This window comes from Arthrobacter sp. B0427-1-12, assembly GCF_059092905.1.
On the sequence record NZ_JBNHIC010000007.1, the window covers coordinates 19722 to 46347 of the forward strand.

The 26626-nt window shown below is 67.2% G+C and carries 27 protein-coding genes; 25 read left to right on the forward strand and 2 right to left on the reverse strand.

Features of this window, described 5'->3' with window-relative positions; genetic code table 11:
• Nucleotide 1: 1 nt before the first annotated feature.
• The 13 genes from AC5RWU_RS06885 to AC5RWU_RS06945 all read left to right on the forward strand — a co-directional run bounded on the left by AC5RWU_RS06885 (nt 2) and on the right by AC5RWU_RS06945 (nt 12671).
• Nucleotides 2-1165, forward strand: a complete 1164-nt coding sequence (locus AC5RWU_RS06885; protein ID WP_494028788.1) for an acyl-CoA dehydrogenase family protein — start codon at nt 2-4, stop codon at nt 1163-1165.
• Between the two features lie 54 nt (nt 1166-1219).
• A complete protein-coding gene (locus AC5RWU_RS06890) occupies nt 1220-2095 on the forward strand; it encodes a CoA transferase subunit A (protein ID WP_494028787.1) in 876 nt (291 codons plus the stop codon).
• A gap of 31 nt (nt 2096-2126) precedes the next feature.
• Entirely contained in the window at nt 2127-2894 is a 768-nt protein-coding gene (locus AC5RWU_RS06895; protein WP_494028786.1) for a CoA transferase subunit B, read from the forward strand.
• On the forward strand, nt 2891-3403 hold the full coding sequence (locus AC5RWU_RS06900) for a MaoC family dehydratase (RefSeq protein WP_494028785.1): 513 nt from the start codon (nt 2891-2893) through the stop codon (nt 3401-3403). The genes AC5RWU_RS06895 and AC5RWU_RS06900 overlap by 4 nt, the downstream gene beginning before the upstream one ends.
• Nucleotides 3404-3441: 38 nt before the next feature.
• A complete protein-coding gene (locus AC5RWU_RS06905) occupies nt 3442-4260 on the forward strand; it encodes an HpcH/HpaI aldolase/citrate lyase family protein (protein ID WP_494028784.1) in 819 nt (272 codons plus the stop codon).
• A 32-nt stretch (nt 4261-4292) separates the two neighbouring features.
• On the forward strand, nt 4293-5564 hold the full coding sequence (gene dxr / locus AC5RWU_RS06910; RefSeq protein ID WP_494028783.1) for a 1-deoxy-D-xylulose-5-phosphate reductoisomerase: 1272 nt from the start codon (nt 4293-4295) through the stop codon (nt 5562-5564).
• A 51-nt stretch (nt 5565-5615) separates the two neighbouring features.
• Complete coding sequence (locus tag AC5RWU_RS06915) at nt 5616-6962, forward strand: M50 family metallopeptidase (RefSeq protein WP_494028782.1); 1347 nt, start codon at nt 5616-5618, stop codon at nt 6960-6962.
• Nucleotides 6963-7057: 95 nt separating this feature from the next.
• A complete protein-coding gene (locus tag AC5RWU_RS06920) occupies nt 7058-7348 on the forward strand; it encodes a YciI family protein (protein WP_494028781.1) in 291 nt (96 codons plus the stop codon).
• A gap of 99 nt (nt 7349-7447) precedes the next feature.
• The gene (ispG, locus tag AC5RWU_RS06925) at nt 7448-8614 is read left to right on the forward strand and encodes a flavodoxin-dependent (E)-4-hydroxy-3-methylbut-2-enyl-diphosphate synthase (RefSeq protein ID WP_494028780.1); all 1167 of its coding nucleotides are present in this window, start codon (nt 7448-7450) and stop codon (nt 8612-8614) included.
• A 25-nt stretch (nt 8615-8639) separates the two neighbouring features.
• On the forward strand, nt 8640-9545 hold the full coding sequence (locus AC5RWU_RS06930) for a GNAT family N-acetyltransferase (protein WP_494028779.1): 906 nt from the start codon (nt 8640-8642) through the stop codon (nt 9543-9545).
• A 52-nt stretch (nt 9546-9597) separates the two neighbouring features.
• The gene (locus tag AC5RWU_RS06935) at nt 9598-9981 is read left to right on the forward strand and encodes a hypothetical protein (protein ID WP_494028778.1); all 384 of its coding nucleotides are present in this window, start codon (nt 9598-9600) and stop codon (nt 9979-9981) included.
• A 71-nt stretch (nt 9982-10052) separates the two neighbouring features.
• On the forward strand, nt 10053-11849 hold the full coding sequence (locus AC5RWU_RS06940) for a proline--tRNA ligase (RefSeq protein ID WP_494028777.1): 1797 nt from the start codon (nt 10053-10055) through the stop codon (nt 11847-11849).
• A 12-nt stretch (nt 11850-11861) separates the two neighbouring features.
• Entirely contained in the window at nt 11862-12671 is an 810-nt protein-coding gene (locus AC5RWU_RS06945) for a sulfite exporter TauE/SafE family protein (RefSeq protein WP_494028776.1), read from the forward strand.
• 4 nt (nt 12672-12675) lie between these two features.
• On the opposite strand, the gene AC5RWU_RS06950 is transcribed toward AC5RWU_RS06945, so the two are convergent.
• Nucleotides 12676-13944 carry a DUF4439 domain-containing protein gene (locus AC5RWU_RS06950; protein WP_494028775.1) on the reverse strand — a complete coding sequence of 423 codons (1269 nt, stop codon included), beginning with the start codon at nt 13942-13944 and terminating at the stop codon, nt 12676-12678.
• Nucleotides 13945-14034: 90 nt separating this feature from the next.
• Between AC5RWU_RS06950 and rimP the strand changes: the two genes are divergently transcribed.
• A complete protein-coding gene (rimP, locus tag AC5RWU_RS06955; RefSeq protein ID WP_494028774.1) occupies nt 14035-14685 on the forward strand; it encodes a ribosome maturation factor RimP in 651 nt (216 codons plus the stop codon).
• 11 nt (nt 14686-14696) lie between these two features.
• Nucleotides 14697-15671 carry a transcription termination factor NusA gene (nusA, locus tag AC5RWU_RS06960; RefSeq protein WP_494028773.1) on the forward strand — a complete coding sequence of 325 codons (975 nt, stop codon included), beginning with the start codon at nt 14697-14699 and terminating at the stop codon, nt 15669-15671.
• An 82-nt stretch (nt 15672-15753) separates the two neighbouring features.
• On the opposite strand, the gene AC5RWU_RS06965 is transcribed toward nusA, so the two are convergent.
• Nucleotides 15754-15906, reverse strand: a complete 153-nt coding sequence (locus tag AC5RWU_RS06965; protein WP_494028913.1) for a hypothetical protein — start codon at nt 15904-15906, stop codon at nt 15754-15756.
• Between AC5RWU_RS06965 and AC5RWU_RS06970 the strand changes: the two genes are divergently transcribed.
• The 10 genes from AC5RWU_RS06970 to AC5RWU_RS07015 all read left to right on the forward strand — a co-directional run bounded on the left by AC5RWU_RS06970 (nt 15850) and on the right by AC5RWU_RS07015 (nt 26624).
• Nucleotides 15850-16110, forward strand: coding sequence for a YlxR family protein (locus AC5RWU_RS06970; RefSeq protein ID WP_494028900.1), 261 nt, complete (start codon nt 15850-15852; stop codon nt 16108-16110). The two genes, AC5RWU_RS06965 and AC5RWU_RS06970, sit on opposite strands and share 57 nt — an antisense overlap.
• A 138-nt stretch (nt 16111-16248) precedes the next feature.
• A complete protein-coding gene (gene infB / locus AC5RWU_RS06975; RefSeq protein WP_494028772.1) occupies nt 16249-19206 on the forward strand; it encodes a translation initiation factor IF-2 in 2958 nt (985 codons plus the stop codon).
• A gap of 245 nt (nt 19207-19451) precedes the next feature.
• The gene (rbfA, locus tag AC5RWU_RS06980; protein WP_494028771.1) at nt 19452-19952 is read left to right on the forward strand and encodes a 30S ribosome-binding factor RbfA; all 501 of its coding nucleotides are present in this window, start codon (nt 19452-19454) and stop codon (nt 19950-19952) included.
• 5 nt (nt 19953-19957) lie between these two features.
• Nucleotides 19958-20902 carry a tRNA pseudouridine(55) synthase TruB gene (gene truB / locus AC5RWU_RS06985; RefSeq protein ID WP_494028770.1) on the forward strand — a complete coding sequence of 315 codons (945 nt, stop codon included), beginning with the start codon at nt 19958-19960 and terminating at the stop codon, nt 20900-20902.
• Nucleotides 20903-20907: 5 nt separating this feature from the next.
• Nucleotides 20908-21276 (forward strand): hypothetical protein, encoded by a 369-nt coding sequence (locus tag AC5RWU_RS06990; RefSeq protein ID WP_494028899.1) that lies wholly within the window; start codon nt 20908-20910, stop codon nt 21274-21276.
• Nucleotides 21277-21323: 47 nt separating this feature from the next.
• Complete coding sequence (locus AC5RWU_RS06995) at nt 21324-21788, forward strand: hypothetical protein (RefSeq protein WP_494028769.1); 465 nt, start codon at nt 21324-21326, stop codon at nt 21786-21788.
• A 13-nt stretch (nt 21789-21801) separates the two neighbouring features.
• Nucleotides 21802-22443 carry a GNAT family N-acetyltransferase gene (locus AC5RWU_RS07000; RefSeq protein ID WP_494028768.1) on the forward strand — a complete coding sequence of 214 codons (642 nt, stop codon included), beginning with the start codon at nt 21802-21804 and terminating at the stop codon, nt 22441-22443.
• Nucleotides 22444-22560: 117 nt separating this feature from the next.
• Complete coding sequence (locus AC5RWU_RS07005) at nt 22561-23589, forward strand: bifunctional riboflavin kinase/FAD synthetase (protein WP_494028767.1); 1029 nt, start codon at nt 22561-22563, stop codon at nt 23587-23589.
• 171 nt (nt 23590-23760) lie between these two features.
• Nucleotides 23761-24030 (forward strand): 30S ribosomal protein S15, encoded by a 270-nt coding sequence (rpsO, locus tag AC5RWU_RS07010; RefSeq protein WP_494028766.1) that lies wholly within the window; start codon nt 23761-23763, stop codon nt 24028-24030.
• Nucleotides 24031-24305: 275 nt separating this feature from the next.
• Nucleotides 24306-26624 carry a polyribonucleotide nucleotidyltransferase gene (locus AC5RWU_RS07015; protein ID WP_494028898.1) on the forward strand — a complete coding sequence of 773 codons (2319 nt, stop codon included), beginning with the start codon at nt 24306-24308 and terminating at the stop codon, nt 26622-26624.
• The last annotated feature ends 2 nt before the right edge of the window (nt 26625-26626 follow it).

The window sequence follows — 26626 nt, forward strand, 5'->3', positions numbered from 1 at the left end:
CATGCCCGACTTTGAGCTCAGCGAGGAATACCAGGATCTGGCGGACACGGTCCGCGAGTTCGCCGAGGAAGTCGTGGCCCCGGTTTCCGCCCGGCACGATGAGGAACACAGCTTTCCCTATGAAGTCGTGGCGAAAATGGCGGACCTGGGCCTGTTCGGGCTGCCGTTCCCGGAGGAATACGGCGGCATGGGCGGCGACTATTTTGCCCTGTGCCTGGCCCTCGAGCAGCTCGGACGGGTGGACCAGTCCGTAGCCATCACGCTCGAAGCCGGGGTCTCCCTCGGAGCCATGCCCATCTACCGGTTCGGCACCGAGGAGCAGAAGCAGGAATGGCTGCCGCCGTTGGCCGGCGGCCGGGCGCTCGCCGCCTTCGGGCTGACCGAATCCGAGGCCGGATCGGATGCCTCCGGCACCAGGACCCATGCCGAGCTGGCGGACGGGCACTGGGTGATCAACGGCAGCAAGGAGTTCATCACGAACTCCGGTACGGAGATCACCCGGCTGGTCACGGTCACGGCCGTTACGGGAACGGCAACGCGTGCGGACGGATCGGCGCAGAAGGAAATCTCGACCATCCTGGTCCCGACGGACACCCCGGGCTTCACGGCGGAGAAAGCCTACGACAAGGTCGGCTGGAGGGCATCGGATACCCACCCGCTGACGCTGCGGGACGTCCGCGTTCCGGAAGCGAATCTGCTGGGGGAGCGGGGGCGCGGCTACGCCAACTTCGTGCAGATCCTCGATGAAGGCCGCATCGCCATCGCCGCCCTGGCCGTCGGTGCCGCCCAGGGATGCGTGGACGAGTCGGTGCGGTACGCGAAGCACCGCCGCGCCTTTGGCACGCACATCGGCGCTAACCAGTCGATCGCGTTCAAGATCGCGCGGATGAAGGCGCGCACGCATACCGCGCGGCTGGCCTATTACGATGCCGCAGCACGGATGCTGGCCGGCAAACCCTTCAAGACCGAGGCATCCATCGCTAAGTTGGTAGCTGGAGAGGCAGCCATGGACAACGCCAGGGATGCCACGCAGATCTTCGGCGGGTACGGGTTCATCAACGAGTTCACGGTGGCCCGCCACTACCGGGATTCAAAAATACTGGAAGTCGGCGAAGGAACCACGGAAGTCCAGCTGATGCTGATTGCCAGGGAACTGGGGCTGTAGCCGCGGCAGCGGCGCACCTGTCCAGGCTCCATGGCGGACTCAAGGAGGAGAACTGTGATCGACAAGGTAGTAGCCAGCGCCGCCCAGGCGGTGGCGGACATCCCGGACGGGGCGTCCCTCGCCGTCGGCGGTTTCGGACTCTGCGGGATTCCGGTCGCGCTCATCGACGCACTGCATGCGCAGGGCACCTCCGGCCTCGAGACCATCAGCAACAACTGCGGTGTCGACGACTGGGGCCTGGGCATCCTGCTGGCGGACCACCGGATCCGGCGCACCGTCAGCTCCTATGTGGGGGAAAACAAGGAATTCGCGCGCCAGTTCCTGGCCGGTGAGCTGGAGGTCATCCTCACGCCGCAGGGCACACTGGCCGAAAAGCTGCGGGCCGGCGGAGCCGGCATCCCCGCCTTCTACACCTCGGCCGGCGTCGGCACGCAGATCAGCGAAGGCGGCCTGCCCCAGAAGTACGACGGCGAGGGCGGGGTTGCGCAGGCATCCTCGCCCAAGGAGGTGCGCAGCTTCGGCGGCCAGGATTACGTCCTGGAGGAGTCGCTGCGGCCGGACTACGCGCTGGTCCATGCGCTCCGCGGGGACCGGCACGGCAATCTCGTCTTCCACGCCGCCGCGATGAACTTCAATCCGCTCTGCGCCATGGCCGGCCGGATCACCATTGCCGAGGTCGAGGAGCTGGTGGAGCCCGGCGAGCTGGATCCGGAGCATGTCCATACCCCGGGGATCTTCGTCCAGCGGGTGGTACCGGCGCCCGGCGTCGAAAAGCGGATCGAGAAGCGGACGGTATCGCTGAAAGCCCACGCTGCCCGCCCCTACGCCTCGGAGGAAGCCGTCACTCCGGGGTCGGCGCCCATTGCGGGAACCTCGCTCGGGGTGGGGCTGCCGCACGAGGAACCGGGCACCGGCGAACAATCCGACTGAACGAACAATCTACTGAGCCAGGAGGACGGACATGGAACCGGCGGACAATACGGGCCTGCGGACTTTCGATGCAGCTTCAGGGCCGCCTCCGCGGCCCGAAGTTGTGCGGCACGAAATAGCGCACGCTGACAACACGCATCCGGGCACGAAGGGCTGGACCAGGAACGACCTGGCGGCCCGGGTGGCCAAGGAGCTGAAGAACGGGCAGTACGTGAATCTGGGTATCGGCATGCCGACGCTGATTCCGAACTACATTCCCGAGGGCGTGGAGGTTGTCCTTCATTCGGAGAACGGGATCCTGGGCGTGGGGCCGTACCCGGCCGAGGACCAGCTGGATCCGGACCTGATTAATGCAGGCAAGGAAACGGTCACGGTCAATCCCGGGGCAGCGTTCTTCGATTCGTCAACCTCCTTCGGCATGGTCCGCGGCGGACACGTCGACGTGGCCGTCCTGGGTGCGATGGAAGTGGCCGCCAACGGAGACCTGGCCAACTGGATGATCCCCGGCAAGATGGTCAAGGGCATGGGCGGCGCCATGGACCTGGTCTTCGGTGCCAAGCAGCTGATCGTGATGATGGAGCACGTGGACAAGAACGGGAACCCCAAGATCCTGGAGCGCTGTACCCTGCCGCTGACCGGCAAGGGCTGCGTGGACCGCATCATCACCGATCTGGCCGTCATCGACGTGACCGGACAAGGCCTGGTGCTGCGCGAACTGGCGCCCGGAGTGTCGGTCGAGGACGTCGTGGCTGCCACCGGCGCGGAGCTGCTGGAGGAAGAACAAGAGCTGTCGGTATGAACCGGGTCATCGAACAGCGCGGCCTGTACTTCGAGGAGTTCGAGACCGGTGTCACCTATGCCCACCGGCCGGGACGCACGGTGACCGAGGCGGACAACGTCCTTTTCACCACCCTGACCATGAACACCCAGTCCCTGCACCTGGACGCAGCTTGGGCGCAAAAGCAGCCTTTCGGGCAGCGGCTGGTCAATTCCATGTTCACCCTCTCGACACTGGTCGGCTCCTCCGTGGCACAGCTGACCCAGGGAACCATCGTGGCCAACCTGGGCCTGACGGACGCGAAATTTCCGCACCCGCTCTACCACGGGGACACGATCTACTCGGAAACCGTCGTGACGGACAAGCGGCTGTCGTCATCGCGGCCCGGGCAGGGAATCGTGACGATGGAACATACGGCCCGGAACCAGGACGGCGTCGTCGTCGCCGTTGCTACCCGGGCCGTGCTGATGTGGACCGAGGAAGCCCACCGCAAGTCCCAGCTCCAGCAGGCCGGCAGCACTGCGGACTGACGGCGCAGCCAAGACGCGGCGGACAGGAGGAACCGTTCATGGACCCGTTCGCGATGGGCCCGGCCCTGCTCTTCTGCCCGGCCGACCGGCCCGAGCGCTTCGCCAAGGCCGCCCAGCGGTCCGATACCGTGATCCTGGACCTCGAGGACGCCGTGGCGGCTGCGGACAAGACAGCCGCCCGCGCCGCGCTGGTCGACAGCGGACTTGATCCGGAGCAGACGATGGTCAGGGTCAACGCCATCGGGACAGAAGACTTCCCGCTCGACCTTGACGCCCTCGCCCGGACCGATTACCGGACTGTCATGGTGCCCAAGGCGTCCAGTGCCGAACAGCTGGCTGCCGTTGCCGGATTCCGGGTCGTCGCGCTGTGCGAAACCGCGGCAGGGATCGTGAACGCTCCCGCCATCGCCGCCGCGCCTGACGTCCTCGGCCTGATGTGGGGCGCGGAGGACCTGCTGGCTTCCCTGGGCGGAACCTCCAGCCGGACCGCCGACGGCAGCTACCGCGAGGTCGCACTGCATGCCCGCTCCAGCGTCCTGCTGGCCGCCGGAGCCAACGGCAAGTCCGCGGTCGACTCGGTCTACCTGGACATCGCCGACCTGGCCGGGCTGGAGGCCGAAGCCGCCGACGCGGTCGCCAGCGGGTTCACCGCCAAGGCCTGCATCCATCCCGGCCAGGTGCCGGTGATCCGCTCGGCCTACCGCCCTTCCGCGGAGGAAGTGGAGGCAGCCGTGGCATTGCTCGAAGCGGCCCGGCACGAGCGCGGTGTCTTCCGCTTCGCCGGCAGGATGGTGGATGAGCCTGTGCTTCGGCACGCCCGGCAGACTGTTCGCCGTGCCCGGGCCATGCAGGAATAGGCTCCCGTTGACTGTGCGGGATACTGGAAGGCATGGACCTTCCCCGCCAGCCGAGCCTGTCCCTGCCGCCGTCCGCCGGAAACGGATTTACGTTCCCGGCGGACGGGAAAGTTCCGCCGCGGCGCAATGTGGTCCTCCTCGGCTCGACGGGGTCCATCGGAACCCAGGCCATCGACGTTGTGGACGCCGCCCCGGACCGTTTCCGGGTCGTCGCGCTCGCGGCCGGCGGGAACAACCTCGGCCTGATCGCGCGCCAGGCCGTCCACACCCAGGCTGAAGCCGTCGGCATTGCCGACGGCGACGCGGGCCGGCTGAAGGAAGCGATCGAGGCGGCGGCCCGTGCGGCAGGCCGGTCCGGCTATGAGCCGCAGCTGTTCGCCGGCCCGGACGCAGCGGCAACCATCGCCGCCTGGCCGGCGGCCGACGTCGTACTTAACGGCATTACCGGTTCCATCGGCCTCGCCCCGACACTCGCCGCGCTCCGGGCCGGCCACCTCCTGGCGCTCGCTAATAAGGAATCGCTGATCGTCGGCGGCGAATTGGTGCGGAATGCTGCGGGACCCGGACAGATTGTGCCAGTGGATTCGGAACATTCGGCCCTGGCCCAGGCGCTGCGTTCCGGGACCGGCGCGGAGATCGACCGGCTGGTCGTGACGGCATCTGGCGGCCCATTCCGGGGGCGGAAGCGCGCCGAACTGGCCGGCGTGACCCCGCAGGAGGCGCTGGCCCATCCCACCTGGGACATGGGCCGGATGGTGACGACGAATTCGGCGACCCTGGTCAACAAGGCCCTTGAGGTGATCGAAGCCCACCTGCTGTTCGATATCCCGCTGGACCGCATCGACGTGGTGGTCCACCCGCAGTCCGTGGTGCATTCGATGGTCCAGTTCACGGACGGTTCCACCATCGCCCAATGCTCCCCGCCGGACATGCGGCTTCCGATCGCCTTGGGCCTGGGTTGGCCGGCCCGGGTGCCGGGAGCGGCGCCGGCGTGCGACTGGACCAAGGCGGCAACCTGGACCTTCGAACCGCTCGATGAAGAAGCATTCGCCGCGGTCCGGCTGGCCAAGGAAGCGGCCGCGGAGGGCAGTACCTGCATGGCTGTCTTCAACGCGGCCAATGAGGAAGCCGTCAACGCCTTCCATGACGGCCGGATCGGGTTCCTGGACATCGTGGATACAGTCGCTGCCGTCGTGGCAGAGCATGAGGGATCCTCGGAGCTGAGCCTGGAATCCGTGCTGGCGGCCGAAAGCTGGGCACGCTTCAGGGCCCGCGAACGTTTAGGGTTGGGGGCGCCGCTGTGACGACCCTGCATCCAGCCGACCGCACGTGAAGGAATACCCGAAGGAAATCCGTTGACCGTTCTTCTTTTCATCCTTGGTGTGTTGTTCGTGGCGGTGGGCATCGCCGTTTCGATCGCACTCCATGAGGTCGGCCACCTGGTGCCAGCCAAGCTGTTCAAGGTCCGTGTAACGCAGTACATGATCGGTTTCGGCCCCACGCTCTGGTCCCGCCGGAGAGGTGAAACCGAGTACGGCGTCAAGGCCGTTCCGTTGGGCGGCTATGTGTCGATGATCGGTATGTTTCCGCCAGCCAAGGGCGACGACGGCCAATCCGTCCGCAAGTCCAGCACCGGAATGTTCCAGCAGCTGGCGGCCGACGCCCGCCAGGTCGCAGCGGAGCAGATAGGGCCCGGGGACGAGAACCGCGTTTTCTACAAGCTGCCGATCTGGAAGCGCATCATCATCATGCTCGGCGGACCGGCCATGAACCTGGTCATCGGCGTGGTCCTGTTTGCCGTCCTGATCATGGGCTTCGGCTCGCCGCAGGCAACAACGACCGTCAGCGACGTCTACCGGTGCGTCGTCCCCGCGAGCCAGCAGGCGGCGACCGGGCAGACCGACTGCACGGACACGGATCCGGTGGCTCCGGCGTTCGCGGCCGGCCTGCAGCCGGGGGACACCATCACCGAGTTTGACGGCAGGGCCGTGACCAGCTGGGAGGAAATGTCTTCCTGGATCCGGGACGCTGCCGGCCGGGAAGTGCCGATCAGCTACCTGCATGACGGGCAGGAAGTGGAGTCGACCATCACCCCGCTGCTCACCGAGCGTCCGGTTCCGGATATCGATGGCCGCCCGCTGATGGGGCCGGACAACCAGCCGGTCATGGAGGAAGTCGGGTTCATCGGCGTCGGTTCGCGTACCGAACTGGTGCCTCAGCCGGCCACCGAGGTGCTGCCGGCCGTCGGCGAGAACATCGCCAACGTCACCGGCGTCGTGCTCAACCTGCCGCAGCGGGTGGCCGACGTCGCGGAGGCGGCGTTTTCCAGCGAACCCCGGGATCCGAACGGGCCGATCAGCGTCGTCGGCGTGGGGCGCATCGCCGGCGAAATCTCCGCCATGGAGGAAGTGCCGCTCCAGTCTCGCGTCGCCACTCTGATCGGACTGCTCGGCGGCGTCAATCTGGCCTTGTTCGTCTTCAACCTGGTGCCGCTGCTGCCGCTCGACGGCGGCCATGTCGCCGGTGCGCTGTGGGAAGGGCTGAAGCGGGGAGCTGCCCGCTTGTTCAAGCGTCCCGATCCGGGTCCGTTCGATATCGCCAAACTGCTCCCGCTGACCTACGTTGTCGCCGCGCTGCTCATGGGCATGGGAGCGCTGCTGATCTACGCGGACATCGTCAAGCCGGTCAACCTGTTCGGCTGACCTCGGCCGCCACCTACCCGGAGCAGGGGAGCGGTCACCTGCCGCCCGCGAAGCCTGTCGCGCCACGCGGGCCCTCGGCAGGTAGGCTTTTGCCCATGAGTGTTTTTGCTGTGGAATACGTTTATGACGCTGAAGCGACCGACCTGATCACGGAGCACCGCCCCGCCCACCGCGCCTGGCTTGCCGAGCTGCTGCAAGCCGGGCGCCTGCTGACCTCGGGTCCCTTCGTTGACGGCAGCGGCGCCCTGCTCATCTTCACCGCAGCCGATGAGGACGAACTCAACGAGACCCTGAAGCAGGATCCGTTCGCTTCCGTCGGCGTGATTTCCGGCATGAAGACCACCGAGTGGAATCCGGTCATCGGCCTGCTTGCCAACCAGGGCTGAACCGCTGCCTAGCCAGCATTGTCAGCTTCAGAGCGCATAATTAGTAAGACGCCGGCCCGGCGTAATCGTTAACTGCCATCCAGGCACAATGGAGGACCCTTGACCTCGGTCAATCTCGGAATGCCCGCTGCACCACCGCCCGTACTTGCACCCCGTCGCAAGACACGGCAGATCAAGGTCGGCGCCGTGGGAGTCGGATCCGAATCGCCCATCAGCGTCCAGTCCATGACGACCACCCCCACGACGGACATCAACGCGACGCTGCAGCAGATCGCCGAACTCACCGCCGCGGGCTGCGACATTGTGCGTGTGGCCTGCCCCAGCGCGGACGACGCCGCGGCGCTGCCGATCATCGCGAAGAAGTCCCAGATTCCGGTTATCGCGGACATTCATTTCCAGCCCAAATATGTCTTTGCCGCGATCGACGCCGGCTGCGCCGGGGTGCGCGTCAACCCCGGCAACATCCGCAAGTTCGACGACCAGGTCAAGGAAATCGCCCAGGCTGCCAAGGACGCCGGCACCTCCCTGCGCATCGGCGTGAATGCGGGTTCGCTGGACCCCCGGCTGCTGCAGAAATACGGGAAGGCAACCCCCGAAGCACTGGTCGAATCCGCCATCTGGGAAGCCTCCCTGTTCGAAGAACATGACTTCCACGACTTCAAGATTTCCGTCAAGCACAACGACCCCGTGGTCATGGTCCGGGCCTACGAGCTCCTGGCCGAACGCGGCGACTGGCCGCTGCACCTGGGCGTGACAGAGGCCGGGCCGGCGTTCCAGGGCACCATCAAGTCCGCCACCGCCTTCGGCGCCCTGCTGTCCAAGGGCATCGGGGATACAATCCGCGTCTCCCTCTCCGCACCGCCGGTCGAGGAAATCAAGGTCGGCAACCAGATCCTGCAGTCCCTGAACCTGCGGCCGCGCAAGCTGGAAATTGTCTCCTGCCCCTCCTGCGGCCGCGCCCAGGTGGACGTCTACACCCTCGCGGACCAGGTCACCGCAGGACTGGAGGGAATGGAGGTTCCGCTGCGGGTCGCCGTCATGGGCTGTGTGGTCAACGGTCCGGGCGAAGCGCGCGAAGCCGACCTTGGCGTGGCCTCCGGCAACGGAAAAGGCCAGATTTTCGTGAAGGGTGAGGTCATCAAGACTGTTCCTGAGGACCAGATTGTTGAGACACTCATTGATGAAGCGATGAGAATTGCCGAAGAGATGGGTGGAAGCGATGGCGAGGATGCTGTCCCGGGTGGCCCCGTGGTTACGGTCAGCTGATTCTCCGCAGCTCCCGCCCTCGGATGTGCTGACCACGGGAGCTGAGGGACGCCCCCTCGAAGTTCCCGGGCAATCCTCCCTTGAGGGTCCGTGTCCGGACGGGGAGGTCCGTGTCCTTGACGACGGGGACACGGACGTCCTATGGACCCTGGTCAACCAGGACCCGGTGGCGAACATTTTCGTGGCCTCGCATCTTGAAGTGTCCGGCACCGCCGCCTCCACGTCCACCGGAGCGCGGATGCTGGGCTATTTCGACGCCGGCACAATGGTCAGTGCCTGCTGGGCCGGTGTCAATGTGGTTCCGGTAGCTGTCACGGCGGAAACCGGACCGGCTTTCGGGCAGTACCTGGGCGAATCCGGCCGCCGGTTCTCCTCGATTTTCGGGCCGGCGGAAGGCGTGCTGGCGATCTGGTCCCGCCTCCAGTGGGCCACCCCGCGGCCTTTCGATGTTCGGCCGAACCAGCCGTTGCTGGAAATCCGTACCGCGCCGAAAGTCGCCGCCAACGCCGGCCTGCGGACCACCCAGGCCAGCGAGCTGGACATCCTGCTTCCGGCCTGTGTGGCGATGTTCGAAGAGGAAGTCGGCTATTCCCCGACCTCCGGCGGCGACAACTACTACCGCCACCGCGTGCGCGGCTTCATCCAGCGCCGGCACTCGTTCATCGACGTGGATGCGGCGGGACAGGTCATTTTCAAGGCCGAACTGGGAACCGTATCCAGCAGCGCCACGCAGATTCAGGGCGTCTGGATGAATCCGGCGTACCGCGGCCAGGGGCTGAGCGCCGGCTACATGGCGTCCATGGTAAACGCTGCCCGCCAGGTGGCACCGGTAACCAGCCTCTATGTCAACGACTACAACGCCCGCGCCCTGGCCACCTATAGGGCCGTCGGGTTCGAACAGATCGGCACCTTCGCGACGGTCCTGTTTTAGCGGAGGTTCCCTGTACCCGCATCAGTTGCCGGAGTATCCGCAGAAACTAAGTGTGCTGATGGTCTCCTGCACCCTCGAGGTGGCAGGACAGCGGTACAACGTGAGCGGCGAGGAGCTACAGGCCCAGACCGAGGGCGACGAAACGTTCGCTACCGTCAGCACCCGCGACGGCGACAATACGCAGATGCTGATGCAGGTTTCGGCCGCGCAGGGGTCTTTGCTGGTCGTGGCCACGAAGACCGGAGCGGAGCTGGGGGACCAGGAACAGCAGGGGCTCGAGGACCTGGTGGATGAGGTATTCGCCAAGGATGAGGCCGAAACCGGCGGCGGACAGACGGGGACTCCGGAAACCGCAACACCGACTGACGGGCCCGCAGCGGCGGCACGCAGGCGGCAGGGCCGGCGCCGTTCACGAACCGGGGCGCGGAACCGCTAGATTAGTAGACAGTGTTTATCCGGGTCGCGGCTGCGGCCCTGCCGCCTGTCTTAAGAAACGGATTTTCAAGCGTGGTCCTTCGCCTTTCCACCCTGTTCCTGCGCACTCTGCGCGAAGACCCTGCCGACGCCGAGGTCGCCAGCCACCGGCTGCTGGTCCGCGCCGGGTACATCCGCCGCGCGGCTCCCGGCATCTACAGCTGGCTGCCCCTGGGCCTGCGGGTGCTGGGCAAGGTGGAGCAGATCATCCGCGAGGAGATGGCCGCTATCGGCGCCCAGGAAGTCCACTTCCCGGCGCTGCTGCCGCGCGAGCCGTACGAAGCCACCAACCGGTGGACTGAATACGGCGAAAACCTGTTCCGGCTGAAGGACCGCAAGGACGCGGACTACCTGCTGGCCCCCACGCACGAGGAAATGTTCACGCTGCTGGTCAAGGATCTCTACAGTTCCTACAAGGACCTGCCGGTCAGCTTGTACCAGATCCAGAACAAGTACCGCGATGAGGCCCGCCCGCGGGCCGGCCTGCTGCGTGGCCGCGAGTTCATCATGAAGGACTCCTACTCCTTCGACATCGACGACGCCGGACTGGAGGAGAGCTACCAGGCGCACCGACGTGCCTACGTGCGCATCTTCGAACGGCTGGGCCTGGAAGTTGTGGCCGTATCCGCCGTCTCCGGTGCCATGGGAGGCTCGAAGAGTGAGGAATTCCTGCACCCCACCGAGGTCGGCGAGGACACCTACGTCCGGTCCCCGGGCGGCTACGCGGCGAACGTCGAGGCCGTGACCACCGTAGTGCCGGCGGAGATCGACTACACCGACGCTCCCGCCGCCCACGTCGAGGACACCCCCGATACGCCTACCATCGAGACTCTGGTGGACGTTTCCAATGAACTGTTCCCGCTCGACGGCGGCAAGTGGACCGCCGCCGACACGCTGAAGAACGTCGTGCTCGCCGTTTCCCTGCCGACCGGCGAACGGCAGATCGTGGTCATCGGCGTTCCCGGCGACCGCGCCGTGGACCTGAAACGGGTGGAGGCCAACATCGGCGCCCACCTGCCCATCGGCGGTGAACTGGCGGTCGAAGCCGCCTCCGATGAGGACCTGAAGAAGAACCCGGGCCTGGTCAAGGGCTACATCGGTCCGGGCCTGAGCACGGACGCTCCGGTGCTGGGCCTGGAAGGCTCCACTAAGCTGCTCTACCTGGTCGATCCGCGCATCGTCCCGGGCACCCGCTGGATCACCGGTGCAAACGAGCCCGGCAAGCACGTCTACGACCTGGTTGCCGGCCGGGACTTCGGCTGGGACGGGACGATCGAGGCCGTCGAGGTCCGCGAGGGCGACGAAGCGCCGGACGGTTCCGGTCCGCTGGAAGCGGCCCGCGGCATCGAGATGGGGCACATCTTCCAGCTGGGCCGCAAATACGCCCAGGCGCTGGGCCTGCAGGTGCTGGACCAGAACGGCAAGCTCACCACGGTGACCATGGGCTCCTACGGTGTCGGCGTGACCCGGGCCGTGGCTGCCCTGGCGGAGTCCAACCACGACGCCAAGGGCCTGGTCTGGCCGCGCCAGGTGGCCCCGGCGGACGTGCACATCGTGGCCACCGGCAAGGGCGCCGAGGTATTCGAAGCAGCGGAAAAGCTGGCCGCGGACCTGGAAGCGGCCGACTTGGAGGTCATTTACGACGACCGCCCCAAAGTGTCCCCGGGCGTGAAGTTCGGCGATGCCGAGCTTATCGGGGTCCCCACCATCCTGGTGGTCGGCCGCGGCCTGGCGGACGGCGTCGTCGAAATCAAGGACCGGGCCACCGGCGTAGCGGAGAATGTCGCGCTGGCGGACGCCGTCGCGTATCTCCGGAATCTGGTTGGCTGAGCGCGTCCTGCCGTGGTTTCCGGCCTGGAGGAGGTCCAGCTCGCCACCATCCTGCTGGTGGTGGCGGCTGGTTTCGCCGCCGGCTGGGTTGACGCCGTCGTCGGCGGTGGGGGCCTGATCCAGCTGCCGGCGCTGCTGCTGGTCCCCGGCATCAGCCCGGTACAGGCCCTGGCGACCAACAAGATGGGGTCCATCTTCGGCACCACCACCAGCGCCGTCACGTATTTCCGGCGGGCGCATCCGGACCTGAAGACTGCCCTGCCCATGGCCGCGGTCTCCCTGGCCGGCAGTTTCGGCGGAGCGGTGCTGGCGGCGTCGCTGCCGGCGTCGGTCTTCAAGCCGATTATCGTGGCGGCCCTGATCGCGGTTGCGGTCTTCACCGCGCTGCGGCCGACGGTCGGCACGCTCACCGCGCTGCGCTACCGGGGTGCGCGGCATTACGGCACCGCAGCCGTCGTCGGCGCTGTCATCGGCTTCTACGACGGGCTGATCGGACCGGGTACAGGGTCCTTCCTGATCATCGCGCTGGTGGCGCTGCTGGGCTATAACTTCCTGGCCGCCAGCGCGAAGGCCAAGATCGTCAACATGGCCACCAACCTGGGCGCCCTGCTGTTTTTCCTGCCGCACGGCTCTGTGCTCTGGGGCCTGGGACTGGTGCTGGGGCTGGCCAATATGGCCGGCGGCTATCTGGGCGCCCGGATGGCCGTCAAACAGGGCAGCGGATTCATCCGGATCGTGTTCCTGGCGGTCGTGGCTGCGCTGATCGTCAAGCTCGGTTACGACGTGTGGGTGGAGAATCTGGCGCCTGCCACATCCCTGTAGGCCATCACGCCCCGGCGTCCGTGACGGAGGTTTGCGGTGCCGGGCCGGTGCCCGGTACCTCTGTTTCCGGCAGGTCCATTCCAGGCAGCGGCTCAGGATCCTCCGTCCAGGCGAGCCGCTGGGCCGACGTTTCCAGCAGCCGTCCGATGGCCCACCTCCGGTCATCGCCGCCGCTCAATCCAACGAGGTCCGCATAGAGGCTTGCGAGGTCATCTTCGACCGCAGCCAACCCTGCGGCCGGTGCCGCCATGAAGTCGGCCGGAAGCCGGTAGCCCGGCTCCGGCCCGGGCAGCGTCCGGCAGGAATCTTCCGCCAGCTGCGCGGCCTCGCCGGCAGCCGCCCGGTGGGCCTCCAAAAGGGCTGCCGCCGCGCCGGCCCCGGGGGCGGGGAGACGGGCGGCGGCGACCTCGTAGGCATAGACTGTGCGGCGCTCGGCCTCCAGGGCCGCGGCCAGGCTATCAGTGCCGTCCCCGGCGGCCGGATTTGCGCCCTGGTCTGAGGCTTGGTCTGCGGCTTGGGCCGCGGTCGCGGAACCGCTGGGGCATGATGTCGGCGAAGCCGATGGGGCAGGTGAAGCAGAGGTGCCCGGGGAAGCGGAAGCGGCCGCGGTTGCTCCGGGATCGGCGGCCCCGGGAGCGGGAGCCCCTGGATCGGGGACCGGTGCGGGAGCCGGCAGTCCGGTAGCTTCCGCCAGCCGGACCGCCTGCAGCCACTGGCCGGTTCCAACGGAGGCCAACAGCCGCGCCATCCCGGGCTCGACCTCCGCGGCCCGGGCAAGGTTGGTGCGGGAGGATTCGGCCAGGGCGTCGACCAGTCCGGGGAACGACGGCGGTGCATCCGTTCCGCGGGAAGCTGACGCTGTCCCGGAGGCCGTTGGGGCTGTGGTTTTGGCTGAAGTTAGGGCCGGGCCCGTTCCATCAAGGCCCGATCCATCAAGGCTCAGGGCCGCCGCCTGCCGGCGCAGCAGCTCCGCCGATTCCAGCAGGGCGCCCCCGGCGGGAGCAGCTGCCGCGGCAGCACCAAGTGCTGCAGCGTCCTGCGCCAGTTCGAGCGCGCCGCGCTCCGCTTCCAGTCTGGCAACTTCGGTGGCGCTGGGCGGCTCCGGCTCGGAGGGTTCGCCCATCACCATTGTCCCCAGGCCGACCACGATGCAGGCGATGAGCAGGAGGAGGAGGCCCCTGCCCGCGACCCTGCCAACGGAGGCCGAGCTGCCCTGCCGCGGGCCGCCGTCGTTCTTTCCGGCCGAATCTTTCACAACAGTTGATGATGCCATGTCCGGCGCCCCTTCCCGGCGGCCGATGCACCGAGTCGTCTGGAAAGTCGCTACGCTAGTGCCTACAACATCATCAAGTGGGAGGCAGCCATGGCGGTTCGGCCAGATAACGAATCCCCGAAAAAGGCATCAGGCAGAACGACAGCCAAAACCGCAGCCAATCCGGCAAACCATGCCGAAGCCGGACGCATCCGTGGACTTCTCGAACCGACCGTCATCCGCCACAACCTGTACCTCGAAGATGTCGATATCCGTGTCCACGGCAGCCACCGGACCGTCCACGTCGTCGTGGACCTGCCGGAAACGGAGACCGGCGGCGTGGGGCTGGACCTGATTTCCGAAGTGTCCCGCGACCTTTCCGCCGTACTCGATGCGGACCCGTATGAGTATCGGCATCCGTACGACCTTGAAGTGTCATCGCCCGGGGCCACCCGGCCGCTGACCGAACCGCGGCACTGGCGCCGCGCGCTGGGACGCATGATCAAGATCAAGGTCATCCACGGTGATGATGTGACCGGCCGGCTGCTGGAAGTGGCCGGGGACGGCGTGACGGTCCGGCCGGAGCTGCCGGTGAAGAAGGGCATGAAGCCCAAGCACGGGGAGCCGGTCCACCTGCCGTTCGAGAAGATCCGCCGGGGAACGGTTGAGATCGAGTTCGCCCGGCCAGGGGAAGACCCCGGACCTGCAGAAGACTTTGACGACGGCGACGACGTCGGAACCGCTGAGAAACACCACGGCTGAGGAGGCCTGACTTGGACATCGACATGAGCGCACTGAGGCTGCTGGAGCGTGAGCGGGACATCCCGCTGGACCTGCTGATTCCCACTATCGAGCAGGCCCTGCTGATTGCCTACCACAAGACCCCGGGCGCCCAGCAGCATGCCCGGGCGGAGCTGGACCGCAAGTCCGGGCACGTCACCATCTGGGCCACAGAAGTGGACGACGACGGCACCGCGGTCGGCGAGTTCGACGACACGCCGACAGGCTTCGGCCGCATCGCCGCCAGCACGGCCCGCCAGGTTATCCTGCAGCGGCTGCGTGACGCCGAGGACAACAACATCCTGGGCGAGTTCAAGGGCAAGGAAGGCGAGCTTGTCGCCGGCCAGATCCAGCAGGGCAACAATCCGCACATGATCCAGGTCAACCTGGGCGCAGTCGAAGCCCTGCTGCCGCCGCCGGAGCAGGTTCCGGGCGAGTCCTACCCCCATGGGGCGCGCCTGCGCGCGTTCGTGCTTGATGTGCACCGCGGGATGAAGGGCCCCTCGATTACGCTTTCCCGCTCCCACCCCGGGCTGGTACGCAAGCTGTTCGAACTCGAAGTCCCCGAAATCGCGGACAAGTCGGTCGAGATCGTGGCCCTGGCCCGTGAAGCCGGGCACCGGACCAAGATCGCGGTGAAGGCGAACACCCCGGGCATCAACGCCAAGGGAGCCTGTATCGGTGAAATGGGGTCGCGGGTCCGCGCCGTCATGACGGAACTGAACGACGAGAAGATCGACATCGTCGACTACAGCGACGATCCTGCGACTTTCATCGCGAACGCGCTGTCGCCGTCGCGCGTTTCTTCGGTGACCATCACGGATGCGGCCACCCGTTCGGCCCGCGTCGTGGTGCCGGACTACCAGCTGTCGCTGGCCATCGGCAAGGAGGGCCAGAACGCCCGGCTGGCGGCCAAACTGACCGGTTGGCGCATCGATATCGCCTCCGATGCCGCCCATGCGGGCTAGCTCCGGAACAGCGGTACAGGAGTGCAGTAAGCGCCGGGTTCGTGGTCCGGCGGTGGTAGGGGCTAGAATGGATGAGGCCGGGTCAATCGACGCTGAAAATCATGACGTTGTACAGCACAAACATGTGCCGCAACGGACCTGCATCGGTTGCAGGCGTCAGGATGACCAGGCTGTTCTGTTGCGGCTGGCGCTTGCCGATGCCGGCGGCGTACGTGCCGCTGTCGTCGATGAACACCGCCGACTGCCCGGCCGCGGTGCCTGGATGCACCGAAGCCCGGCTTGCATGGCGTTAGCCTTGAAACGGCGGGCGTTCAACCGTTCCTTCAAAGGGGCGGTCGATACGCAGGCAGTGGAAAGCTGGTTCCACGCACTGGGGCAGGCTCCTGCCCGGAGCGCGTCCAAAAATACCGTCCAACCTGAAAGCGGGTCAGAAAACTGATGGAAACCCGATGAGTGCCTTGTGATGAGTACTTCATTGTGCTCTGCAAAAGCCCTTTCAGCTGCGTTCGCGGCCGGGGGCTGCAGTAGGAAATAGACGGTTCGTACCTGGCTCGGTGCGGACCGAGACAGGAGAAATGTGGCCAAGGTCCGCGTACACGAGCTCGCAAAAGAACTCGGTATCACCTCTAAAGATGCAGTAGCAAAGCTGCAGGAACTGGGCGAGTTCGTTCGCTCCGCCTCATCGACGATTGAGGCTCCCGTTGTCAGGAAGCTGCGGGATGCCTTCCCGGCAGCCGGCGCCGGCAAGTCCGACGCTGCGCCCAAGGCCGCCCCCAGGGCAGCCAGGCCGGCCGCCCCGGCTGCAGCTGCACCGGCAGCACCCGCTGCTCCGGCGGCTCCGGCACCGAAGCAGGAGGGCGCCCCCAAGCCCGCGGCTGCCGCTGTGGCACCTGCCCAGGCTCCCGCCCCGGCAGTGCAGTTCAAGCCCGCCCCCGCGGCTCCCGCCCCGGGCCCGAAGCAGGACGTCGCAGGGCCCAAGCCCGGCGCCCGGCCTGCACCGCGTCCGGCAGCGGCAGCTTCCTCGGCCCAGGCCGAGTCCAAGCCGGCTCCTTCGGCGCCGCGCCCCGGCGGCGCACCCCGTCCCGGCGCTCCGCGTCCGGGCAACAACCCGTTTGCCACGTCCCAGGGCATGCCGCGTTCCGGCGGTCGCCCCGGCGGCGGTGAGCGCGGTGACCGCTCCGGCGCTCCCCGTCCGGGCAACAATCCGTTTGCTACTTCGCAGGGCATGCCCCGTCCGGGTGGACGCGGCGACGGCGGTGCCGCAGGTCCGCGTCCGGCTCCGGGTCAGGGCGGTCCCCGTCCGGCTCCCGGCCAGGGCGGTCCCCGTCCGGCCGCTCCGCGTCCCGGGGCGCCGCGCCCCGGTGCCCCGCGCCCCGGTGCACCCCGTCCGGGTGCGCCCCGTCCGGGCGCTCCCGGCGGCCAGCGTCCGACCCCGGGCATGATGCCTAACCGCACCGAACGTCCGGCTCCGGCCGGTGCCGGCCGCGGACGTCCGGCTGGACCCGGCCGCCCCGGTGGTGCTCCGGGCGGTGCTCCCGGTGCCGGCGGCGGTGCACCCGCCGGTGGTGGCTTCGGCAAGGGCGGCCGCGGACGTGGCGGTACCCAGGGTGCCTTCGGCAAGGGAGGCGCCGGCCGCGGCAAGCAGCGCAAGTCGAAGCGGGCAAAGCGGCAGGAACTGGAGCAGATGAGTGCTCCGTCGCTGGGTGGCGTGAGCGTACCCCGCGGCAATGGCGAGACGGTGATCCGTCTGCGCCGTGGTTCCTCCATTACCGACTTCGCCGACAAGATCGAGGCGAACCCGGCAGCGCTGGTCACGGTGCTGTTCCACCTCGGTGAAATGGCGACCGCCACGCAGTCCCTGGACGAGGAAACCTTCGACGTTCTCGGCACCGAGCTTGGCTACAAGATCCAGGTTGTTTCGCCGGAGGACGAGGAGCGCGAGCTGCTCGACTCCTTCGACATCGACCTGGAGGCTGAACTCGAGGCCGAAGGCGACGAGGACCTGGAGAAGCGTCCGGCTGTCGTCACCGTCATGGGTCACGTCGACCACGGTAAGACCCGCCTGCTCGACGCCATCCGCAACACCAAGGTTGTTGAGGGTGAGCACGGCGGCATTACCCAGCACATCGGTGCCTACCAGATCGGCTTCCAGCACGACGACAGGGAACGCCGGATCACCTTCATCGATACCCCGGGCCACGAGGCGTTTACCGCCATGCGTGCCCGCGGTGCGAAGGTCACCGACATCGCAATCCTGGTGGTCGCAGCCGATGACGGCGTCATGCCGCAGACGGTGGAAGCACTCAACCATGCGCAGGCGGCCGGCGTGCCGATCGTCGTTGCGGTGAACAAGATCGATAAGGAAGGCGCCAACCCGGAGAAAATCCGCGGCCAGCTGACCGAATACGGCCTGGTTCCCGAAGAATACGGCGGCGACACCATGTTCGTGGACGTTTCCGCGCGCCAGAACCTGCACATCGACGACCTGCTCGCGGCTGTCCTGCTGACCGCCGACGCTGCGTTGGACCTGCGGGCCAACCCGAACAAGGACGCCCGCGGTATTGCCATCGAAGCGAACCTGGACAAGGGCCGCGGTGCGGTGGCTACCGTGCTGGTCCAGTCCGGTACGCTGCATGTCGGTGACACGATTGTGGCCGGTACGGCCCACGGCCGCGTCCGCGCCATGTTCGACGAGAACGGCGATGCGGTCGAGGCCGCAACCCCGTCCCGTCCGGTCCAGGTGCTGGGTCTGTCTTCGGTGCCGCGCGCCGGCGACACCTTCCTGGTGACCGACGACGAGCGGACTGCCCGCCAGATCGCCGAGAAGCGCGAGGCAGCCGACCGCAACGCAGCCCTGGCCAAGCGCCGCAAGCGCATCAGCCTGGAGGACTTCGACAAGGCCGTTGCCGAGGGCAAGGTCGACACCCTCAACCTCATCCTCAAGGGTGACGTGTCCGGTGCCGTTGAAGCCCTGGAGGACTCGCTGCTCAAGATCGACGTCGGCGAGGAAGTCCAGCTGCGCGTCATCCACCGCGGTGTGGGTGCCGTCACGCAGAACGACGTCAACCTGGCCACCGTTGACAACGCCATCATCATCGGCTTCAACGTTCGTCCCGCGGAACGCGTGGCGGACCTGGCCGACAAGGAAGGCGTGGACATGCGGTTCTACTCGGTCATCTACGCGGCGATCGAGGACATCGAGATGGCCCTCAAGGGCATGCTCAAGCCGGAGTTCGAGGAAGCCCAGCTGGGCACGGCCGAGGTCCGCGAGGTGTTCCGTTCCTCCAAGTTCGGCAACATTGCCGGTTCGATCGTCCGCTCGGGCGTCATCCGCCGTAACACCAAGGCACGCCTGGTGCGCGACGGTGTGGTGGTGGGGGACAACCTCACGGTCGAGTCGCTGCGGCGCTTCAAGGACGATGCTACGGAGGTCCGGACGGACTTCGAGTGTGGTATCGGTCTGGGGTCGTTCAACGACATCAAGGAAGGCGACATGATCGAGACCTTCGAGATGCGCGAGAAGCCGCGCGTCTAGGTTTTGCATTGCGGGGCCGCCGGATTTTTCGGCGGCTCCGCCCCTTCACGCGACGGCTCAGGACATTCTGTCCTGGGCCGTCGCGCTCCGACAGGCCCGATGCCACTCCCGGGCCGCCGATCAATTCGACGGCAGTCGGGTCCCCGGCTTTCGTCGTAGACTCGCTTAAGTGGGTGGCACGTAACGTTTCAGTACGACGCCGGTGCTTGCCGGCGTCGTACGACCCATGTTTTTTAGGAGGGGTTATGGCTGATCCAGCACGGGCTGCGAAGTTGGCTGACCGGATCAAGGTTGTTATTGCCAGGGCGCTGGAGCGGAGGGTGAAGGATCCGCGGCTGGGTTTCGTGACCATTACGGACGCGCGGGTAACCAACGATCTGCAGCATGCGACCGTCTACTACACCGTGTTTGGTTCCGCCGAAGAGCAGGAAGGGACCCGCAAGGCGCTTGAATCGGCCAAGGGCATCCTGCGCTCCGAGGTGGGCCGGAACATCACCGCACGCCTGACCCCCACCCTGGAATTCGTACCGGACGAGATCCCGGTCAATGCCAGCCACCTGGAGGAGTTGCTGCGCACGGCGAAGGCGCGGGACGCCGAGGTTGCTGCACTGGCACATGGTGCCGAGTTCGCAGGAGATCCGGATCCGTACAAGCGCGACGAAGAGATCGATGAGGACGCGCCGGACGACGCCGACGCCGGCCACGGCGGGATCGACGAAGAGGGCTTCGAGGACGAGAAGCGCTGACATTGATGGGAAACGACAGCCAGCCGGTCCGTTCCGGACTGATCATCGTTGACAAACCGCAGGGCTGGACCAGCCACGACGTCGTCGGACGCATGCGGCGCCTGGCCGGCACACGGAAGGTGGGCCACGCCGGCACACTCGACCCCATGGCCACCGGCGTGCTGATCGTAGGCATCAACAAGGCAACCCGGCTGCTGACCTACATCGTCGGCACCTCCAAGACCTACACGGCCACCATCCGCCTGGGCCAGTCCACCATCACAGATGATGCGGAGGGAGAAGTCACCCGCGAGGTGATCGCCGCCGCTGTCACCGAGGAGGCCATCCGCGCCGCGGTGTCCGGCCTGACCGGGGCCATCGAGCAGGTGCCCAGCAGCGTCTCCGCCATCAAGGTCAACGGCGAGCGCTCCTACAAGCGCGTCCGCTCGGGTGAGGAAGTGAAGCTGGCGGCGCGTCCCGTGACGGTCCACCGCTTCGAGATCCACGGCATCCGCCGCGCCCGCGGCGGCAAGGTCCTGGACGTCGATGTGACCGTCCAATGCTCCTCCGGCACGTATATCCGTGCACTGGCGCGGGACCTGGGTGAGGCGCTGGGGGTCGGCGGCCATCTGACTGCACTGCGCCGTACCCAGGTCGGTCCCTACACGATCGGCCAGGCCCGAACGCTCGAGCAGCTCGCTGCCGATCTCGCGATGCTGGATCTCGACGACGCCGCCCGCGCTCTGTTCACCTGCCGCGACCTGAGCGCCGAGGAGGCGGACAATCTGTCCTTCGGCCGCCGGATCCCGGCCACCGGTCCCGGGAGTGCCGCCGACGGTCCCATGGCGGCGTTCGCGCCGGACGGCAGGCTGGTGGCGCTGCTGGAGGACAAGGGGGAGACGGCCAAGCCGCTGCTGGTGTTCGCCCCCAGTACGGAATCCGGGCCGGGTACGGAAGCAGGTCGGAACTGATGCCGCTGGACGGATACTTCTACGCGTCGCTGATCGTCGGCCTGGCCTCGACCGTGATCTGCGTCGTCGCTGCGGTGCGCAGGCTGGGGCCCAACGACGTCACCATCCTGTCGGTGGCCGCCGTCGAACTGGTGCTGCTGGTCTACCTGGTCGGCTCCATCATCGGCTCGGTGACCGGCGCCGGCCCGGCCGGCCCGGCCATCGAATTCTGGGGCTACGTGCTCACGGCGCTGATCCTGCCGGTTGGCGCGGTGTACTGGTCCCTGCTGGAGCGGTCGTTCTGGAGCAACTACGTGCTCGCGGCGCCGGGAATCGTCGTCTTCATCATGATGGCCCGGATGAACCAGCTCTGGTATGGTCCCGTCGCGGCATGACCGGAATCCCACCGACCGGGATCCCACTGAAGGAACAAAAGGACACAATGAGCAGGAACACTGAAAAGCGTACGACGGCGACAACAGGCGCAGCGCCGCCGCGCACCGCAGCTGCCGCTTCCTCGCGCGCCGTGGGCCCGGGCCGCCTGATAGTCGCGGTCTATGCCATCTTCGCCGCCGCCTCCTCGGCGCGGGCGGGCTTCCAGATCGCCACCAAATTCGCCGAGGCGCCGCTGGCCTACCTGCTCTCCGCCTTCGCCGCCGCGGTCTACATCCTGGCCACCGTCGCGCTGGCGAGATCCGGGCTGCGCTGGTACTGGATTTCGGTCGCAGCGGTAAGCATCGAGCTGCTCGGCGTGCTGGCCGTTGGCCTGCTGGGGATACTGGACCCGGCCGCCCTGCCCGATGACACGGTGTGGTCCGGTTTCGGCCGTGGCTACGGGTACGTGCCGCTGGTGCTGCCGCTGGTCGGTTTGGCCTGGCTGTACCGCAACCGTCCGCGGGCGTCCTGAGGCCGGGGAAGCCGTGGCCGGCCGCGAAGGTGACCCTCTCGACGTCGTACCCCACGTCCCGGTGCTGCGCGGCCACGCGGTGGCGCTGCGCGCGCTGGTCGATGGCGACGTCGGCCGTCTGGCGGCGTACTGCCGGGATCCGGAAGCTGTCCGCTGGACCACGGTGCCCCGGGAGTATTCGGAGCGCGACGCCCGTGCCTTCGTCCATGAGCAGGTGCCGCAGGGCTGGACGGACGGACGCATCCTGACCTTCGCCGTGGCCGATGCCGGCACCGATGCGCTGCTCGGCACCATCGACCTGCACGGCATCCGGCCGGGCGCCGCCAAGGTGGGGATCAACATCGGCCCCGGGGCGCGGGGGACCGGTGCGGCGGAGGAAGCCTGCCGGCTGCTGCTGGATTATGCCTTCGACCAGCTGAATCTGCAGATCGTGGCATGGGAAGCCATGGTGCCCAATTGGCCCAGCCGGAAACTGGCCTGGAAACTGGGGTTCCGGCTGGAAGGGACAGTGCGGGGCCTGCTGGACGACCGTGGGACCCCCGCCGACGGCTGGGTCCTGACGCTGGCCAAGCACGATCCGCGTCGACCGCAGCAGCCCTGGGATGACGCCGCGGTCCCGCTGGCGTGCCAGTATCCGGGCGTCGATCGCGTGTAGGGACTGTGGCCGGTGCCGGTATAAGGGCATCGATCGCGCATAATGGAAAAGTCGCCCGCGCCACAGGAGGCGCCGCGCGGCGGGGACCAGCTTGTCGAGACGCATAGAGGAGCCTTCGTGTACTACTGGAAAGACCTGGCCGACGTACCTTCCGGCTTCGGTCCATCGGTGGTGACCGTTGGTAATTTCGACGGCGTGCACCGCGGCCACCAGCAGGTCCTGGGCCGGTTGGTGCAGGCCGCCCATGAGCAATCCGCCCGGGCCGTGGCGGTGACGTTCGATCCGCACCCGGCCCAGGTGCACCGGCCCGACCAGGCACCGCAGCTGATCATGGGCCTGGACGACCGGCTCGAACTGATGGGAGCTGCCGGCCTCGATGCGGTCCTGGTGATGCATTACACCCTTGACCTGGCCCAGCTGACGGCGGAGGATTTTGTCCGTACCGTGTTCGTCGAGACCCTCAGCGCCACGGGCGTGGTGATCGGGCATGACACCCGGTTCGGCCGCGGCAACAGCGGGGATGTGGACACCATGGTGGAACTCGGCAGGAAGTTCGGTTTCACCGTGCAGGTGGTAGACGAGTACGCCTCCTTCACCTCCCACCCCACGGAGACCCATCCCTCCGACCTGAAGCAGCCGGATGAGCGCCGCTGCTCGTCGACCTGGGTGCGCGAGGCGCTGCGTGAAGGGAACGTGGAGACCGCCGCCGTCGTCCTGGGCCGGCCCCACCGGATGCGCGGGGAAGTGGTGCACGGTGCCGCGCGGGGACGCGAACTCGGTTTTCCCACGGCCAATCTCTCTTTTGCCTCCACCGGGTTCATTCCGGCGGACGGTGTGTACGCCGGTTGGCTGCGCGATGAGGCCGGCCGCCGCTGGCCCGCGGCCATCTCCGTGGGCTCCAACCCGACCTTCGACAACGTCAGCCGCCAGGTCGAGGCGCATGTAATTGACCGGCCGGAGGAGCCGCTGGAGGATTTTGACCTGTACGGGCAGACCGTCGTCGTCGAATTCGTCGCGCGGCTGCGCGGCATGGTGGCCTACACCGGGCCGGAGGCCCTGATCGACCAGATGCGCCTGGACGTGAAGCAGACGCACGATCTGCTGTCCGCCGAAACCGCAGTTTCCGACGCGGCGGGCCGGCGCTGAGCGGCTCTTTCGACATTCCGGAGCGCCAGCGGGTAAACTTGTCAAGGATTTGGCTGCGGTCCGTGGTTGCTGAATCCCGCCATCCCCCGGCCCAGCGCCGGAAGGGTCTGGTGTCCCCGGCAGCGAAGTGCTGATCCGGGCCTGCACGGCACAATCTTCCAGGAGTTACACGTGGCACTTGACGCCGCCATCAAGCAGGAAATCATCAAGGAATACGCTCTGACCGAGGGTGACACCGGTTCGCCCGAGGTCCAGATCGCTGTGCTGTCACGGCGCATCTCCGATCTGACCGAGCACCTGAAGATGCACAAGCACGACCACCACACCCGCCGCGGCCTGATGGCCTTGGTTGGTCGCCGTCGCCGTATGCTGACCTACCTGCAGAAGACTGATATCGCACGCTACCGTTCGCTCATTGAGCGCCTCGGCCTGCGCCGATAGCTAGACTGTAAGGCGGCACCCCTCCCGCGGGGCGCCGCCTTACAGCTGTATAACTGAATAATCCACAACTGAACAGGAGCCGACCAGCATCGCGCATTCGCGGTCCTCGGTAGTGATCTCCGGGATCCGCGCTGAAGCAGCGGCGGGCCCGTGGGTCTCGATCGAAGACCGGGTGTCGTACAGGTCCCGGGCCGGGCTGGCATCGCCAGCCGGTCCCGCAATGGAACTGGGCTGATGCCGGTTGCCTCCGCATACAAGAAACGGAGGTGACTCTCATGGAGGGTCCCGAGATTCAATTCGCAGAGGCGGTCATTGACAATGGCCGCTTCGGTTCACGCACCGTTCGCTTCGAGACCGGCCGCCTTGCCCAGCAGGCTGCGGGTTCGGCCATGGTCTACATCGACGAGGACACCGCACTGCTGTCCGCCACCTCCGCCGGCAAGAGCCCGCGCGAGGGCTTCGACTTCTTCCCGCTGACCGTCGACGTCGAAGAGCGCATGTACGCGGCCGGCCGCATTCCCGGCTCGTTCTTCCGCCGCGAAGGCCGTCCGTCCACCGACGCGATCCTGGCCTGCCGCCTGATCGACCGTCCGCTGCGCCCGGCCTTCGTCAAGGGCCTGCGCAACGAGGTCCAGGTCGTCGTCACGGTGCTGGCCATCAACCCGGACGAGCTGTACGACGTGGTTGCCATCAACGCGTCCTCCATGTCCACCCAGCTGTCCGGCCTGCCGTTCTCCGGCCCGATCGGCGGCGTGCGCGTTGCCCTGGTCGATGACAAGCAGGGCGAGCCGCAGTGGGTTGCCTTCCCGAAGCACTCGCAGCTCGAGAACGCCGTCTTCGACATGGTCGTGGCCGGCCGCATCGCAGGCGACGACGTCGCGATCATGATGGTCGAGGCTGAGGCGACGGACAACTCCTGGAAGCTGATCAAGGAAGACGGCGCCCCCGCTCCCACCGAGGAGGTCGTGGCCGAGGGTCTGGAGGCTGCCAAGCCGTTCATCCGCGCCCTGTGCGAGGCCCAGAGCGACCTGGCGTCCCGCGCCGCCAAGCCGGAGATCGAATTCCCGGTCTTCCGCGACTACGAGGACGACGTCTTCGCCGCCGTCGAATCCGCCGCCGGAAGCCGCCTGACCGAGATTTTCGCGATCGCGGACAAGCAGGAGCGCAACAGCGCCGCTGACGAATTCCGCGCCGAGGTCATCGCCCGGCTGGCCGGATCCGAGGAAGCCGAATTCGCCGGCCGCGAGAAGGAAATCGCCGCAGCGTTCCAGTCGGTCACCAAGAAGGTCGTACGCCAGCGCATCCTGCGCGACCAGGTCCGCATCGACGGCCGCGGTCTGACGGATATCCGCACGCTCACCGCCGAGGTCGAGGTCCTGCCGCGCGTGCACGGCTCGGCCATCTTCGAGCGCGGGGAAACCCAGATCATGGGCGTCACCACGCTGAACATGCTCAAGATGGAGCAGCAGATCGACTCCCTGTCGCCGGAGAAGACCAAGCGCTACATGCACAATTACAACTTCCCGCCGTACTCCACCGGTGAGACCGGCCGCGTCGGTTCCCCGAAGCGCCGCGAGATCGGCCACGGCGCCCTGGCCGAGCGCGCACTGGTTCCGGTGCTGCCTTCGCGCGAGGAGTTCCCGTACGCCATCCGCCAGGTTTCCGAGGCACTGAGCTCCAACGGTTCCACCTCGATGGGCTCGGTCTGCGCTTCGACGCTGTCCCTGCTCAACGCCGGTGTGCCGCTGAAGGCTCCGGTGGCGGGCATCGCCATGGGCCTGGTCTCCGACGAGGTCGACGGTCAGACCCGCTACGCGGCGCTGACCGACATCCTGGGTGCCGAAGACGCCTTCGGCGACATGGACTTCAAGGTGGCCGGCACCTCCGACTTCGTCACCGCGATCCAGCTGGACACCAAGCTGGACGGCATCCCGGCCTCCGTGCTGGCTGCGGCCCTGAAGCAGGCCCGCGAAGCCCGCCTGCACATCCTCGGCGTCATGAATGCAGCCATCGAGGGTCCGGATGAGATGAGCGAATTCGCACCGCGGATCATCGCCATCAAGATCCCGGTGGACAAGATCGGCGAGGTCATCGGCCCGAAGGGCAAGATGATCAACCAGATCCAGGAGGACACCGGCGCGGACATCTCCATCGAGGACGACGGCACCGTGCTGATCGGCGCCACCGAGGGCTCATCGGCCGAGGCGGCCCGGTCGGCGATCAACGCAATCGCCAACCCGCAGGTCCCCGAGGTCGGCGAGCGCTACCTGGGCACGGTCGTGAAGACCACCACCTTCGGTGCCTTCGTCTCGCTCACCCCGGGCAAGGACGGCCTGCTGCACATCTCCGAGCTGCGCAAGCTGGCCGGCGGCAAGCGCGTGGACACCGTCGAGGACGTCGTCTCCGTGGGCCAGAGGGTCCAGGTGGAGATCACCAAGATCGACGACCGCGGCAAGCTGTCCCTGGCTCCGGTCGTCGCCGAGGCGGACGCTCCCCGCGAGCACTCGGAGTCCCCGGCGGAGGGCAACGGCGACAACGGCGCCGATGTTCCCCGGGTGCACGCCGAGTCCGCTGCTGAAGGCGACGCCAGCTAGGC

Bases quoted from the DNA above. Each gene is read 5' to 3' on its own strand.
- AC5RWU_RS06885 (WP_494028788.1), top strand. From the start codon at position 2: ATGCCCGACTTTGAGCTCAGCGAGGAATACCAGGATCTGGCGGACACG.
- AC5RWU_RS06895 (WP_494028786.1), top strand. From the start codon at position 2,127: ATGGAACCGGCGGACAATACGGGCCTGCGGACTTTCGATGCAGCTTCA.
- AC5RWU_RS06900 (WP_494028785.1), top strand. From the start codon at position 2,891: ATGAACCGGGTCATCGAACAGCGCGGCCTGTACTTCGAGGAGTTCGAG.
- AC5RWU_RS06905 (WP_494028784.1), top strand. From the start codon at position 3,442: ATGGACCCGTTCGCGATGGGCCCGGCCCTGCTCTTCTGCCCGGCCGAC.
- dxr (WP_494028783.1), top strand. From the start codon at position 4,293: ATGGACCTTCCCCGCCAGCCGAGCCTGTCCCTGCCGCCGTCCGCCGGA.
- AC5RWU_RS06920 (WP_494028781.1), top strand. From the start codon at position 7,058: ATGAGTGTTTTTGCTGTGGAATACGTTTATGACGCTGAAGCGACCGAC.
- AC5RWU_RS06950 (WP_494028775.1), bottom strand. From the start codon at position 13,944: ATGGCATCATCAACTGTTGTGAAAGATTCGGCCGGAAAGAACGACGGC.
- rimP (WP_494028774.1), top strand. From the start codon at position 14,035: ATGGCGGTTCGGCCAGATAACGAATCCCCGAAAAAGGCATCAGGCAGA.
- rbfA (WP_494028771.1), top strand. From the start codon at position 19,452: ATGGCTGATCCAGCACGGGCTGCGAAGTTGGCTGACCGGATCAAGGTT.
- truB (WP_494028770.1), top strand. From the start codon at position 19,958: ATGGGAAACGACAGCCAGCCGGTCCGTTCCGGACTGATCATCGTTGAC.
- AC5RWU_RS06995 (WP_494028769.1), top strand. From the start codon at position 21,324: ATGAGCAGGAACACTGAAAAGCGTACGACGGCGACAACAGGCGCAGCG.
- AC5RWU_RS07015 (WP_494028898.1), top strand. From the start codon at position 24,306: ATGGAGGGTCCCGAGATTCAATTCGCAGAGGCGGTCATTGACAATGGC.